The following is a 14,982-nucleotide window of genomic DNA, read 5'->3' as shown; positions in this document are numbered from 1 at the left end:
TGACATAATATTTTTATGGTGAACAAATGTCTGCTGAACAAAAGAAAGTAGTCATGGTGATCGAAGGCATGCATTGCGGCCATTGTGCCGAGACTATCAGAGATGGCCTGAAAAAGGTCCCCGGTGTCGTAGACGCAGAAGTCATTTATACCACCGGTAAAAGCAGAGTGACATATGATGCCGGTGCAGCGCAGGTCGACGATCTTGTCAAAGCGATACAGGATATGGGATATAAGGTAAAAGAGATCAGACAATGATAGCGTCCTGACTACAGGCATGATAGATATTAATTCACCTTTTTAAAGTGACAAAATCTATATCATTCCGGAAAAATAAAGTTTCAGTGGTGAATAGCTATGGCAGAGAAGTGCTTTTGCGGCCTCGATCTGAGCGATTTCATGAGAGCATCGCCGAACAAGGACCTGGGATTCAGGAAAATAGTATGCGCAAAATGCGGTAAAGAGTTCTATACGGACATCAAAGAAAAAACGTACTGCTTTGACTGCGAGAGTAAGCCGTGAGGATCGGCATTGAGATCACAGGCTCAATGCCAGTGTTCATTTTTTCTAAAAGTTTAAAATATTTATCGGGCACCGATCTCAACAGGCTCCGCAATTCCCCACATCATATTAAAATTACTCTGCATCAGCGATGCGATGTCCCGGTTAGGGGTCCATATCGCCACCACGTTATCAAGGTCAGGGACATCCTCGGAGACCTTTGAGAACATGATCAGTATCTCTTTACCGTCGATCACGACGAACTTGATGAAAGGCGTCTTTAACAGTTTTATGTCGGGAACAACGGGCGAGAACTCCTTCACAAGATCAACGGTCCGGTCCTTAAGCGATAGCGCAGGCCTTGTTATTATCCGGACACTGATGCCTTTCCTTTTTGCCCTGGACATGTGCTTTTTTATCTGGTCTATCTCCTCAGGCGAGTATAGCGCTCCCAGAAATATGATCTCCTGTTTTGCCCTGGACATCATGTCAAGCTCCCTGGACAGTATGTTATCCATACCCCTGAACTGCCATACTTTAGGGGCGTCCTTTTCTATATGATGCTCATAGACACGGGATAGTTCAGTGGATGCGTAATCGATGTCAGAGTATAATATAGACTTCCTCTCCTCGATGGTGTCGCGGGGGTGATTGGCCTTATAAGTGAGCGGCCTCCCTTTCTCGACCTTCACCCAGTTCTCCTCCTCAAGCCTCTTGAGCACTTCATATATCTTTGATCTCGGCACGCCGGACTCTTCGGCTATCCTGGCAGCGGCCGAAGGGCCCATTTCGACCAGGGCCATATATGCGCTGGCCCCGTAGTAGGTCAACCCCATTCTTTGGAGAGTATCGAGCATCTTTTCATCGAGCATCATAATATTTATCCCATTTTACCTTATAGAAGTTACACTATTTATAAATATGACCATGCAGAGTTACTACTATGAACATCCCCTTACCATTCATCGGTCTTGGCTACACGATAGCCGTTATCACCGTAATAGCCATACTATTCATGAAGAAAAAAATGAATGATAAGGCCGGCCTGTTCTTTCTGATCATATCCGTTTTTGTATCCGGCATATTATTAGGCGGCCTTCCGAACCCGATAGCGCCCATACAACAGATAGCCTATGGACTTGGACATGGAAAAGTTAACCCGGTACATGTGGCAGGCATACTGATATTATTGCTGACAGTCCTGTTCTCGGGCAGGATATTTTGCGGGTATGTGTGCCCGCTTGGCGCGATCCAGGAACTGATGTCCCGCTTCAGGAAAAAACAGGTAAAACCCCATACAGAGGTTTCGGGCAAGGTCAGGGCCGTGATCCTGATCGGTTTCATCATCGTGGGAATATTTTCTCCGTTATACATAAAGATAGATCCATTCGGAGCGTTCTCCTTAAACCCGTCCCTGTACCAGGCTGCGGTTTTCCTGGTCATCGCCATTACAGCCATATCTGTGTACAGGCCATGGTGTGCATGGATATGCCCGTTCGGTGCGCTTGCCAGTCTCGTATCAAGGTTCAGCCTCCTGAAGATCGGGATGAATGAGAATTGCAACGATTGCGGGGCATGCAAGAAAAAATGCCCGACATCGCAGCCGTATAGAGGCTCGGACATGAGTGAGTGCTACTATTGCGGACGCTGCTTCAGCGTCTGCAAAAAAGATGCGCTTGAAGCGAAGATAAATATTGCAGGCAAAAAAGGTGACTGATATCAACTAAAATCCCCGGCTGCCCTTTCGTCACATGGCCTTATCGACGAACGCGGCGGAAGAGCTCTTATGATAATATGCACATCCTGTGATATTTGTCATTGTTTTTAGAATATTTTTAAGACTCCCCGATCATATATTTTAATAACAAGATTATATGCTTTTCAAACAACCTATGACTGACCATAACGTGACTTGCCCGATACAGCAAATATATAATAATTAAAAATATAGACTTGACAATTGACCCGGGAAACCGGTTGAAATTTATATCCTTATCTCAAAGGATCAAAATTCAAGCGAACATAAGATCGTCACTGAAGAGGTATCATCATCAGCGAACATGGATACGACAGGTTTAAACTGATCATTTTGAGCTTAACGATAGTCGTAGCTATTTTTCTTGCCATTTTCGTGAACGTGATATGGGGAGTAGACATCGTTTACACACATCTTTTCTATATCCCGATCATACTTTCAGCGATCTGGTATTATAAAAAGGCGGTCTATGTCGCCATAATCCTGGGCGTTATCCATATACTGATAAATGATATGGTTCTCGGCTCGTTCACATATAGCCCGTTTTTAAGGACATTATCCTTCATTCTAATAGCATATGTTATCGGGATGATCGCCGAGAGGAAGGATAAGTTATGCGATAAGCTAAAAAGCTCTGAGGATTCTTTACGTAAAGTACGTGATACGCTGGAGTTAAAGGTTCAAGAGCGAACTAAAGAGCTTAAAGACATCAATGAATCGCTGAGAAATGAAATAAATGAAAGAAAAAGTGTCGAAGAGGCGCTGCGGGAGAGCGAGCTACATTTCGCAAAGGCGCAGCATGTCGCACGCCTGGGCAGCTGGGACTGGGATATTTCCAAAAACGAAGTGAAGTGGTCCGATGAACAATATCACATATTTGGTTTAAAGCCTCATGCGGAAAAAGTCACTTTTGACACGTTTTTCTCATTCATTCATCCCGACGATAGAGAACTATTGATAAAAAATCGCGAATCCATTTTGCATGATGGGCGTAACTATAGTTTTGATTATCGCATAGTTAAGCCCGATGGCTCGATACGCACGATCCATAGCGAGGGCGAAGTCATTCATGACGATAACGGCAAGCCTGTAAAGGTGTTCGGGACGATGCAGGATATTACAGAGCGTAAGAGATCTGAACAGGCTTTGAAAAAGAGCGGCGCAATTCTTTCTAGGGCCCAGAGCATAGCCCATGTCGGTAACTGGGCATGGAACTTAAAAAATAACGAAATAAACTGGTCTGACGAGGTATTCAGGATATTTGGCCATGATCCTCAGGAATTTCAGCCAACGTTCGAATGGGTCATGAACAATGTCCATCCGGAGGATAGAGAGCTGATCAGCAGATATTTAAAAGAGGCAATTTATGAGGATAAGTTAAGGGGATTCGACTACCGTATAATGATGCCTGACGGATCCATACGTTACGTAAGCTGGGTATTTGATAAGATAAGAAGAGACATTAATGGAAATCCGGAATGGATGTACGGGATAATCCAGGACATCACAAGGCGGAAATTAGTCGAAGAGGCCTTGTTAGACTCTAAAGCCCAGGCCGAGCTTTACGTCGACTTGATGGGGCATGATATCAATAATATGAACCAGATCACTATGGGTTACCTGGAGCTGGCCCATAACATATTGAAGTGTGAAGGAAAGCTCGAATCCTGCCATATTGACCTGGTGGAAAGGGCCATCGAATCGTTGCAGAACAGCTCAAGGCTTATTGGCAATGTCAGGAAATTGCAGCGGGAGAAGATGGGCCTGTACACGCCGGAGATCCTGGATGTGGGAAAGATACTCGAAGAAGTTGTTTCCCAATTCCAGCATATACCGAACAGGGATGTTAAGATCAACTATACGCCTGTTAAGGGCTATTTTGTAGAGGCCAACGAATTGCTCAGGGATGTTTTCATTAACCTTATCGGAAACGCAGTCAAGCACTCAACAGGGCCTTTAACGATCAATGTCGGGGTGAACATTGCCATAGACGAGGGTAAAGAGTACTTCGAAGTGGCAGTGGAGGATAATGGCCCCGGAATACCGGACAAGCTTAAAAAGACATTATTCGACCGCTTGAACATAGCCGATACGAGGGCAAGGGGTAAAGGCTTCGGATTATGCCTGATAAAAATGCTCGTCGACGACTTTAAGGGTAAACTCAGGGTGGAAGACCGTGTCCCCGGGGATCATTCGCATGGCACCAGGTTTGTGGTCACGCTGCCCGCACTGTCATGATCGCCTGAAAGTAATAATGATGCGATGATAAAGACCATACGAATTTTTAACATTACCACAATGCCTGATGAGACAACCCTATCAAGATGTATGATTGCCAGTATCATTAATGCGGATGCCACATCGACCGATAGTAAAAGAAGAGCTTTATGCGAAGATAACTATAGTAGACATAAAAATGTAATAAGAAATTCACTAAAGACCAATGGTGACGATCATCATGATATTAAGCGGTAACGATATGGAGGACAGGGCTGTGGAGACAGTAGCGGCATTAATATGCGCCGCCGCGAGGACTGCCCCGAAAGCAAAGGGAATAGACAACCTTTTCACGCTTGTAGTGACGGGTGATGACATCCAGAAGATATCGGCTGAGATGAGACGTGTCGCGAAAGAGGACGGCGTAAAGTTCTTTGAAAGGGACGCGGGCAACGTGGACGCTTCAAAGGCTATCGTACTTTTCGGGCAGAACCCGGTCCAGCTAAACATACCGGTATGCGGATATTGCGGGTACGCGAATTGCGCAGAGAACGCAAAAGGCTCGAACGTATGCGCGGTAAGTGCCGGAGACCTTGGCATAGCGCTATCATCGGCAGCTGCCGTCGCAGCCGCTCACCACATAGATAACAGGATGATGTTCAGCATCGGCAGGGCCGCGCTTAACCTGGGCTTTTTCAAGAACGAAAACGTCAGGATCGCGTATGGGCTTCCGTTGAGCGTCTCGGGAAAAAGTCCATACTTTGACCGTAAACAGTAATAAGGTATCCGCCGGGGCATGAAATATAAATATAAATGCCCGGCTAATCTTTTTATACGTTAACTCTTAATTAATTCATGGTCATTAGATGCCTGAAAACAGATGCGACTATTGTGGGACTTATGAGCTTTTGCCTTTTAAATGCAGGTATTGCGGAGGCACCTATTGCTCGGCGCACAGGTTACCGGAGTACCATGAATGCCCGGGTCTCGTCAGGTTAAAGAACGGCACATGGTTCGATCCTCAGGCACAAAAAAGAAGACCTGCGCAGCCCGTAAAAAGAGGCAGGTCGAAGATCCCGTCGGTCAAGCTGCCTTATGAGGGATATTATGCATACGGGATCATACTGTTTACAGTACTGGTCTTTATTTTACAGATGATACTTGGAGGATGGTTCACATCCTTCTTTTCGCTTGGAGGCGGAGAAAATCTGCTCCTGAGGCCGTGGGGCTTGATCACCCATATTTTCCTGCACGGCAATTTTACCCATATTTTCTTTAACATGCTGGTATTGTTCTTCTTCGGGCCTTTACTGGAGCGCCGCATAGGGACGGGTAATTTCCTTCTCGTGTTTTTCGCTTCAGGCATCCTGGCAGGGCTGGCACAGGTGATGATATTCCCGGGAACGTCCGTTATAGGTGCCAGCGGAGCGATTTTCGGAGTGATGGGTTCGCTTGCAGTGCTGATGCCGGACCTGGTGATATACCTTTACTTCATACCGATGAAGATAGTGTACGCTGTGATAATATTCGCTTTGATAGACCTCGTATTCCTGCCTACGGGAGACGGGATCGCTCACGCCGCCCATCTTGCAGGGCTCGGTGCCGGGCTTCTCTTCGGGTACTATTATAAGAAAAAGACCAGCGTAAAGCGAGTATACTGGGGAGTATAGTAAGCGCCGGGAAAATCACAAGTTTTTAGGCCTATAAGAATTTTGATAATGAAGCCTTACTGTCGAAGTATATCGATCGTGAGAGAAACTATATATCTCACCATAATCGATTCTATCGCAATGACCAGAGGCGGATGTATGCGCAGCAGGACATGCCGGTCAAAATGGCATATTCCTAAATTTTTTATCGTTACCGCCATTATTATAGGCCTGCTGGTACCGGGCGCATTAAGCTGGACGGTTCATGCAGAAAATAGCTCGCCTGGCGTAAATTTAGCAACGCCCTCTGGTTTCCTGTATGTTTGTAATTATTATGATAACGACATTTACGTCATAGACGCTTCCTGCAATAAGGTGATCACCGGGATCCAGCTTGACGGCAGGCCGGAATGCGTATTAGCCAACCCTTCCGGGAGCAGGATATATGCAGGCCTGAACATAGGTGGAATAGCGGTCATAGACGCCGCGACAAATGACGTCATAGCTAAGATCAACCTGAGCTCGGGCGTGAACGATATCGCGATCATGCCGGACGGGAAGATGGCTTATGCTGCCGGGTCCGGTGACGCGATCTACGTGCTCGATCTCGAAAATAACAGGATGATCACGGGAATGAACACCGGAAAGACGCCGATGAGCGTGGACATCTCTCCCGACGGAAAATATGCATATGTTGCCCTGTATGACGGTTCGGCGAGTGAAATGATCGTCATCGACACGTCGTCGAATAACGTGGTAAAGTCGATAGACGGCGGTAAGTATACCATGGACTGCAAATTAAGCTCTGATGGTAAGCGATTATACACCGTATGTCTTGATGGAGATTACCAATATCAATTCAGGGCCATCGATGTCTATACAGGCTATATCGTTAATGAGATAGATCTCTCAAAAAGGCCTGTTAGCATGAGCCTCAGCGATGACGGGGCTTACATGTACCTGACAAACACGTATGACATCACGATCATTGATGCTGCGGATTGTAAGGAAGTCTTATCTATCGATACAGGCGATAAGCTTTATGGATCGGCGGTAAAAGAAAAAAGCCTTTACGCGACCAACGAAGCGAAAAATGTCATACATGTCATAGACCTTGACACCGGAAAGGTTACAGGCTCCGTAAAGGTCGGGAACGTGCCGAGGTGCATTATTGCCGTTGACGGCCCGGAAAATGTCGCTACGCCCGCCGATACTAAGTCTCCGTATCTGTATGTTTGTGATCATAATAACGCCAGCATGATCGTACTGGATACAGGGTCGAAGAATGTCATTAAAAGAATAAACCTTAGATGCTATCCTTTTGATGCCGTAGCCGATAAAGATCTAAAGAAAATATATGTGACATTGAACGACTGGACCATTTCAGTCATCGATATTTCGACCGACGAGGTCATATCGAGCATATTCGTGGGTACTCTGGCTGAAGATCTTGTGATAAGTTCGGCCGGGGACCGGGCTTATTTTATTGATTATTTTAATGGGACCGTCCATTTTATTGACCTCGGGACAAAGTCCGTAAATATCCTTAAGACCTGCGAATCGCCTCGCAGCATAGGTTTGAGCCCTGACGGCAGGAAGCTATACATTGCCGATAACCAGGGACCGTATGATAAGAATAGTAATATCGTCGTGCTAGACGCCATGACGGGAAGCGAGATAGTAAAGATACCTGCCGACGGATACATAGCCAATGTCAGGATAAGCCCGGACGGGTCCAGGATCTACATATCCGAATTGAGCCTTCATGATAATATCATGGATATGATCGTCATTGACGGATCCACCAATAGCGTACTGGACAGGATACCGATGGAAGAGATAAGCTACAGCACTCTCATTACCCCGGACGGCAAGCGTATCTATGTAAACTCTCCGGGCAACGTTACCGTATACGATATTCCGGCCGGGGAAAAAGCTGCCGTGATCAATGCAGGTTGGCGGCCGGGAGATATGGAGCTATATCCTGAAGGAGACCGTCTCTATGTCACGGATGAGGATAACTCCACCATACTGGTTATTGACACCTTGACGAATGAGATCGTAGACAGGATCAGCATGGACGTCAATCCAGGAAAAATCGTCTTGATACCCGATAAGGACACGGAACAGATAATTACGCCAGGGCGGGATGAAAGGGGAAATGTCTCGATAGAGGGAAAGACATTTGTCTGTAATTATTTTAACGATACCGTTTCCATATTTGACCATGTGAATGGCACCGTGAGAGAATTAAAGACCGGGAACGGTCCGGCATGCGCCATCGTTAGCAATGACGGAAGCAAGCTCTTTGTCATAAATGACCGAAGCGATGACCTGTGCGTGATCGATACGGAAAAGGAAACGGTCCTGTCCAGCATTAAAACGGGCAGAATGCCGAAGAGTGCCGCAGCCCTGCCTGACGGTTCACGCGTATTCGTCGCTAACTTTTTAGACGGCGATGTTTCGGTGATAAGCACGAGGTTCGAAAGACAGGTAGCATCGATAGATGTCGGGAAAATGCCTTCTGATATCGCCGTTACTCCGGGTGCTGACAGGCTATACGTCGCAAATTACGGCAGCGATAACATATCTGTCATAGACATCAGATCCAGAAAGGTCATTGATAATATAGAAGGAATATCTCGCCCTGTTTGTCTGGAGATCAGTCCTGACGGGAAGTGTCTCTACGTGGCAGGGGGAGTGAACGGGAAAAGATCGCTCCTCACCGCCATAGATACAGGGACATGCCGGGTAACATCGACGCATAAGATAAGCGGTTTACCTCTGGATATGGCAATCTCTCCCGAAGGGAACCAATTATTTTTATCGACGAGTGACAGCGGCATCCTCACAGTGATATACCCTGAAAAACAGTTTGAGACGGCTTTGATAGACATAAGCGAGTATATGCCTGTTAGCGGAACGGATAGCGGAGAACTGTGCGGTCTTGCGTTAAGCAGGGACGGTAAAATCGCCTATGTTACCGACAGGGCGGGAGATAAGCTCTTCGCGCTTGATACCGGGACGAACTCGCTAATGTTTTGCTCGGATACAGGTAAGTCCCCTGTTTCTGTTACCAGCCTCTCGAACGTCATCAAACCAGCAGGCGAAGAAGCTCTCGGGCAGGGAGCTGCCGGATATGCATATGTGCCGATAAGAAACTCAAACAGCATGTTGGTCATAGACGTTGCACGAAACGGGATCATTGGCAATATAGATGCTGAATGTCCCGTGCTTGAAATGGCCATTGACGGTCCCGGGGACAAAATTTATTGCTATACTGGCGGCAACATATCGGTAATAGATACGGGTTCGAACTCAGTAGTTTCAAGCGCGTACCTGGCCGAGAGGTTACATTATTTTACAGTTAGTCCGGATAGTAAGTACATATACTATACCTTTTACAACAGCTCAGATCCTGATAGTAGCGATATCCATGTCGCGGACGCCTTAACAGGAAAAACGGTCAGGTCCATAGAGACCGGAAAGATAGCTATGAAACTAAAGCTAGATCATAGCGGTAAGCTGATATTTTATAATAGCATCGATCCGGAAAGGACGGAGAGTAACATAAGCGTTATGGATATAGCCTCGGGTAAAATACTAGCCTCCGAAAATATTCTCTCCGGCATTCAGGACATAGTGATAAGCCCGGACGATAAGAGACTGTACATTGCCTGCAGCCCCAATTCATTGTATCCGGCGGGACGGATACTATCCATGGATGCCGGGAGCCTGAAGATCACAGGAGCGACCAATTTGATGGCGATACCTACCAGCATGGATATCACGCCTGATGGGAAATGCCTGTACGTCGTATTATTTGACAGGGATAACGATCATGCGCTGGCCATCGATACGTCCTCATTCAGCATAATAAAAGATATAAGTGTGGGAAGGGTCCCGTATAAAGTTGCCGTAGACCCGGAAGGCCGATATGCATACGTCATTAACAATTTGGGCAACAATGGCAGAGGAAGCATATCGGTGATAGATACCGCCAACAACACGGTGATACAGATGATAGAGAATACCGGGATTCCCGCGGACATTGTCTTTAAGAGAGCGGCAGACCATCCAGCGACACCCGGGTTCGGCTGGATCATAGCTCTGATATGTGTGATCTTCATAGCATGCACACGGTCAAGAAAAAGAAGCTGACAGTGTTACGCATAGGACATCAGCATCACGACTAAAACTCCGGCGGCAACCATCACCGCCGCCATCCCTATAGTATACATCCCGAATTTTTTTGTGCCAAGATAGTAAGCGTAAACTATCCTCACGCCAAGGTTCATGAACACTGCTAGCAGTATCGCTGTGGTCGCAACGAACGGCTCTGCCAATCCCTGCGATGCAAGCTGTGCCGCGGATATTGTCAGCGCGTCGACATCCGCGAGCCCTGCTATCAGCGAGGTCAGGTAAAGGCCGGAGCTTCCTATGTATGCGGATGCCAGTTTTGATATTAGCAGGATAATGACGAAGAACGCCGCGAACTTTAAGGCGGGAAGGATCCTGAACGGGCTCTTGATCTGTATGGACTTAGTGCTTGCGATCTCTTTACTGGCGTTCATATAGAAGTAAGCCGCTACCCCCAGCCCTGCCAGGAACATGAAACCTATGGGAAGGTATAGCCGGGTCAGAAGTATAGGATAGAACACGGATACCAGGAAAGATACCCGGATCAGCATGATGACATTGGCGAGAGTGGCGGCCACCATTGCCGAATATTCCATACCCTTTAGCTCTTTTGTCCTCGCCGCCATGGTCGTCGTTACGGCCGTACTTGACGCGAGCCCGCCCACTACGCCGGTCATGGCCAGCCCGGTGTAGGGCCCGAACCATTTAACAAGGAAATAGCCTACAAAGCTTATGCCGGAGATCAGGACGACAACCAGCCATATCTCATGAGGGTTAAAAAAGTCCATCGGCCCGAAGGTCTTGTTCGGCAGGATAGGCAATATAACGATGGCTATGAGAGCGAATTTCAGAGAGTCATAGAATTCGTCCTTGGGTATCTTATGGCTGAACTCATGAAGCGGCTGCTTAAATGCCAGTAAAATGGTCACAAGTATAGTCAAAATGACCGCGACAGCGTCCTGAAAGTAGGCCATGCCGCCAAGCAGGAACGTGAGTATCAGGCTTAGCTCGGTAGTGAAGCCCAGATGAGGCTCAAGGATAGTCGACCGGTAATAAGCCGCTGCCACAAGGATCGACATGCATAATAGCGCGCCGACGAATACAAAAGGCTCAGTCTGTGCCAGGAATGCTGCCGTACCCCCTAAAAGCCCGGCTATTCCAAAGGTGCGAAGGCCCGCTGATTTGATACGGTCGGCCTTATCCTGGGCGATCTCCCGCTCAAGGCCGATGATAAGGCCTATGATCAGGGACGTGAAAAGCTTCTGAATGAGTATAAGGTCAACTTCGAGCGCCATGATGCACACTACAAACTTACATAGATTATGTAATGGTATATAGATGACGGCAAATAACCTATCCGAGAAAAGCCTGCGTCGTCGGGAAATATAAGATCAGGCCGGTGTTTATCAGGCCTGGTTGGCAAGCAACAAATATTCTTTTACCCGTTCATTGCTGAGAGTCTCGAACTCCTCGTAATATTGCCCTACCGCCTCAAAATCATCCGCCGCATGAACATAGACGGTGGGAGCGACGTATCTCAGAGTATCGACAAGCTCGGATGGCAGTACAGGGGTAGCGATCACCACATCCTTCGGGCCCATATCGCGTATCGCCTCAACGGCGGCCATCATTGTCGAGCCGGTTGCGATACCGTCGTCCACGATGAAGACTATCCTGCCATACAGCTTCGGGAAATTGCCCTGGCCGACGCGAAGCTCGTCCAGCATCGAGTTCATTTCCGCCAGTATCTTATTGGACTCGCCGCGAATATAATCCCGGGGAACCTGCCACCTATCCACCAGTTCCTGGTCCACCATCACGGCCCCGTTCCATGTCACTGCGCCGATAGCGAGCTCAGGATTAAAAGGGGCGCCGATCTTTTTGGACATTACCAGGTCAAGAGGAGCCCTGTATTCTCTTGCCACTTCATAGCCTACCGGAACACCGCCCATAGGTATAGCCAGCACTATGACATTCTCGCCCTTATAGGCCGAAAGTTCTTTGGCGAGCATTTTACCGGCCTGTGATCTATTCTTAAATCTCATACTATGCCTCGAAGAATGTTTGAACGTTAACAGGTCATGCCCGTGCTTCTGTCGCCGCGTGTTTTGTGCCCTTGGTCAATTCGGCCAGAGTAACTGTGGTTATGTATTTATGCAGCTGCAGGAACCCGCCTATGGAGTCGAACGATCTGATCTTTCCCTGTATAGACTTTTGTGTGCCCGAGTCAGGCACGACGAATATCAGATGATCGCAATCGCTCCATAATGACCTCATGGCGTTCGTAGTGATGATGTCGGGATCTATATCCCCGCTTTCATTTAATATTTGAACGGCGAACTTCATTTCGGGAAGATTAGGGTGTTCCTGCCTTGACCATACCTGGTCGATCCTTCCGACCCCCAGATTGATATTGTGCTCTATCTTAAATCCAAGCGAGCCGGCTACGCTTTCGCAGATAGCGTCCATACTTTCGTGATCCAGATAAATACCTCCGTCAACTCTTTCAGGTCTCGATGAGTCCCACATATAAAGATTAGAGCGTATAAAATTAGAATTTATCAAAATATAAAGCGAAATTAACAGTTACAAATATTTTATTGGCCGCGCAGATAAGGCAAGAAGCCTTGATTTTATCGCTATAAGGGTTTTTTCGCGTAAAATGTCTGCTGTTTTTTGCGGTGAACCTTAAACATTATCCGGTACAACCTTAAACCGCATAAGAAATTAATGAGGAGAGAACATGGCAGGAGTGGGAAGAAAGTCCGATTTCGGGAAATCGATGTACGATACGGAGGTAGACGTCGAGAACAGGCTGGACACGACTGACCCCCTCGTAGACGAGAACATACCATATGAAAAGAGGGTAAAGAACCTCATGGATCGCGGCATGACCAGAAAACAGGCCGAAGAATGGATAGAACATGCCAGAGAAGATGTTAAGGCCCGTGAAAAACGTAAAGAGGACATAATATACGAGCAGTCCGCTTACAGGAAGCAGATAGGCGATCTAAAATATTGCACGCCGATAGACGAGAGCTGCGTCCCGACTGAAAATTATGAGAAAAAAGAATACAAAAAAATGTGAATCTTTTTTAGTATAAATTTTATTAAGGCCATATGTAGTGTGTAGTTTTATCAGTGTTACAGTTTACTGTGTGGAAGCATTCGAAAAGAAAAAAGGGGTATCCATCACAAAAGAACACGAAGGAACACTATACTGCTAACCACAAAGCGCACAAAGGCGAACAAGGACACGGTTTCCAACCACAAAGCGCACAAAGGCAAACAAGGTACACAAAGGACTCTTTTAGAAGATTAACATATACTTTTAAAAAATTTTGTGTTCCTTTTTCGCCTTCGTGCGCTTAGTGGTTGGAAACCGTGCCCTTGTTCGCCTTCGTGCGCTTAGTGGTGAAAAATAGTGGACTTTAGAGCCCTTAGTGGTGAATAACTTCACCTTAACAGTTATAAAATATTCTTGATCTTCCCGGGAGACTTAGAACCCCTTTAAGGTCAGAAGTCGATGACCTCTACTGTCCTGTACTGTGTTATGCGCCTGACGTAGTTCGCGAACTGTACGCCTACATAGCTGATTATCACGGCGCCCAGTATTGACAGGCCCAGGTTCTTTGTCGCCATGTCCCATGCGATGGACATGTCTATGATATAATTCGTGCCTCCCCAGACCAGCAGGCCCGCCGCTATCAGGAAGAACGGTGTGGCAAGGTACCTGTACAGGGATTCGTCCTCGTCCATGTAAGCGTCTATGATCCATCCTATGACTATCGCGAGGAACGCGCCGACGAACCACCATATCGAGGAGTTGAAAAAGATGGCTGCGAGATCGATGTATCCTGGCGGCACTGCGTTAGTATCGTTGACCTCGTTCCATACGGCCCATGCCCCCTGTATCACCGCCATGATCATAAGTATGAGAGAGATCAGGTATGTGACGAAGGTCAGCTTAGCTTCGCTGAAGGAGCTTTTAAGGTTGGATATGAAAGTCTCGATGATCTCGTCAAGGCTAAGTCCCCTGTATAAAAGATAGCTGCCTATGAGAGTAGCGATCGCCACGGGCGCTGCGTTCGGCATGGACATGAGTGACGATGCCGCATAGACAAGGAACGTGACGCCGAGCGGTATGAATATGACCCTTGCGACTTTGGGGTCGTTAACCAGCTGCTTGATTATATAATAGGTGCTCTCAAGGTTCTGCGCCTGCTTGACCACGACCCTTTTTACGGACTCGACCTTTATGCGCGACTGTATGATGGGCATAACGGATTCGTCTTCCGCGCCGTCGCTCACCACGATTGCCTTATCCGCGGGGAACTTTAAAATGAGGTTGTCAAGCTGCATCGCTATAGACCTGTCCGACTTCAAGCCTACATCCCTGTGGCCGGCTATGCACACTATCTCTACCTCATAGCCCTGGGACCGAAGCTCGTCATAGACCTGTATGCCCCCGAATATCGTGTTGGTATCGGAGTCTTCAGGGTCCGCTGTTCCCAGCCTGCAGGCTGTCTCAAGGCAAGCGGCCCTGCCTATCACAGGGCTTTTCGCACCGGCTTTTACACCTATATCATCGTCTTTATCGATGCAGATAATTAACATGTCCAAAGTTTTTTACCCCTTTGATGTGTCAGGATTGTGGACTTATCATAAACATTGACATCCGCTATGGATATCCAGATAGTTCTTGTCTTTTGTATATTAT

Annotated in this window: 13 protein-coding genes; 8 read left to right on the top strand and 5 right to left on the bottom strand. The window is 47.2% G+C overall.

The features are described 5' to 3' along the window. Positions 1 to 26: 26 nt before the first annotated feature. Positions 27 to 257 carry a heavy-metal-associated domain-containing protein gene (locus CUJ83_RS04550; RefSeq protein WP_230741083.1) on the top strand — a complete coding sequence of 77 codons (231 nt, stop codon included), beginning with the start codon at positions 27 to 29 and terminating at the stop codon, positions 255 to 257. Between the two features lie 99 nt (positions 258 to 356). After that, positions 357 to 521 (top strand): hypothetical protein, encoded by a 165-nt coding sequence (locus CUJ83_RS04545; RefSeq protein ID WP_230741081.1) that lies wholly within the window; start codon positions 357 to 359, stop codon positions 519 to 521. 62 nt (positions 522 to 583) lie between these two features. On the opposite strand, the gene CUJ83_RS04540 is transcribed toward CUJ83_RS04545, so the two are convergent. Beyond that, on the bottom strand, positions 584 to 1,375 hold the full coding sequence (locus CUJ83_RS04540; RefSeq protein ID WP_230741080.1) for a TrmB family transcriptional regulator: 792 nt from the start codon (positions 1,373 to 1,375) through the stop codon (positions 584 to 586). Between the two features lie 68 nt (positions 1,376 to 1,443). Between CUJ83_RS04540 and CUJ83_RS04535 the strand changes: the two genes are divergently transcribed. From CUJ83_RS04535 to CUJ83_RS04515, 5 genes are all read left to right on the top strand, one after another. Next, positions 1,444 to 2,217, top strand: coding sequence for a 4Fe-4S binding protein (locus tag CUJ83_RS04535; protein WP_230741078.1), 774 nt, complete (start codon positions 1,444 to 1,446; stop codon positions 2,215 to 2,217). Between the two features lie 372 nt (positions 2,218 to 2,589). Continuing rightward, complete coding sequence (locus CUJ83_RS04530; protein ID WP_230741076.1) at positions 2,590 to 4,494, top strand: PAS domain-containing sensor histidine kinase; 1,905 nt, start codon at positions 2,590 to 2,592, stop codon at positions 4,492 to 4,494. Between the two features lie 220 nt (positions 4,495 to 4,714). Next, positions 4,715 to 5,251, top strand: a complete 537-nt coding sequence (locus tag CUJ83_RS04525; RefSeq protein ID WP_230741074.1) for a ferredoxin domain-containing protein — start codon at positions 4,715 to 4,717, stop codon at positions 5,249 to 5,251. Positions 5,252 to 5,339: 88 nt separating this feature from the next. Beyond that, positions 5,340 to 6,143, top strand: a complete 804-nt coding sequence (locus CUJ83_RS04520) for a rhomboid family intramembrane serine protease (RefSeq protein ID WP_230741072.1) — start codon at positions 5,340 to 5,342, stop codon at positions 6,141 to 6,143. Positions 6,144 to 6,221: 78 nt separating this feature from the next. Further along, positions 6,222 to 10,283 carry a YVTN family beta-propeller repeat protein gene (locus tag CUJ83_RS04515; RefSeq protein ID WP_230741070.1) on the top strand — a complete coding sequence of 1,354 codons (4,062 nt, stop codon included), beginning with the start codon at positions 6,222 to 6,224 and terminating at the stop codon, positions 10,281 to 10,283. A 5-nt stretch (positions 10,284 to 10,288) separates the two neighbouring features. On the opposite strand, the gene CUJ83_RS04510 is transcribed toward CUJ83_RS04515, so the two are convergent. The 3 genes from CUJ83_RS04510 to CUJ83_RS04500 all read right to left on the bottom strand — a co-directional run bounded on the left by CUJ83_RS04510 (position 10,289) and on the right by CUJ83_RS04500 (position 12,791). Further along, a complete protein-coding gene (locus CUJ83_RS04510) occupies positions 10,289 to 11,557 on the bottom strand; it encodes an MgtC/SapB family protein (RefSeq protein ID WP_230741068.1) in 1,269 nt (422 codons plus the stop codon). 111 nt (positions 11,558 to 11,668) lie between these two features. Further along, complete coding sequence (locus tag CUJ83_RS04505; RefSeq protein WP_230741066.1) at positions 11,669 to 12,307, bottom strand: phosphoribosyltransferase; 639 nt, start codon at positions 12,305 to 12,307, stop codon at positions 11,669 to 11,671. 34 nt (positions 12,308 to 12,341) lie between these two features. Beyond that, positions 12,342 to 12,791, bottom strand: a complete 450-nt coding sequence (locus CUJ83_RS04500; RefSeq protein WP_230741064.1) for a hypothetical protein — start codon at positions 12,789 to 12,791, stop codon at positions 12,342 to 12,344. Between the two features lie 214 nt (positions 12,792 to 13,005). On the opposite strand from CUJ83_RS04500, the gene CUJ83_RS04495 reads away from it, so the two are divergent. Next, on the top strand, positions 13,006 to 13,350 hold the full coding sequence (locus CUJ83_RS04495; RefSeq protein WP_230741062.1) for a hypothetical protein: 345 nt from the start codon (positions 13,006 to 13,008) through the stop codon (positions 13,348 to 13,350). Positions 13,351 to 13,778: 428 nt separating this feature from the next. Here CUJ83_RS04495 and CUJ83_RS04490 read toward each other — a convergent pair whose 3' ends face one another. After that, entirely contained in the window at positions 13,779 to 14,879 is a 1,101-nt protein-coding gene (locus CUJ83_RS04490; RefSeq protein WP_230741323.1) for a DUF373 family protein, read from the bottom strand. Positions 14,880 to 14,982: the final 103 nt, after the last annotated feature.

The organism is Methanooceanicella nereidis, from assembly GCF_021023085.1.
GTDB lineage: Archaea > Halobacteriota > Methanocellia > Methanocellales > Methanocellaceae > Methanooceanicella > Methanooceanicella nereidis.
This window is presented reverse-complemented; position numbering and strand designations above follow the sequence as displayed.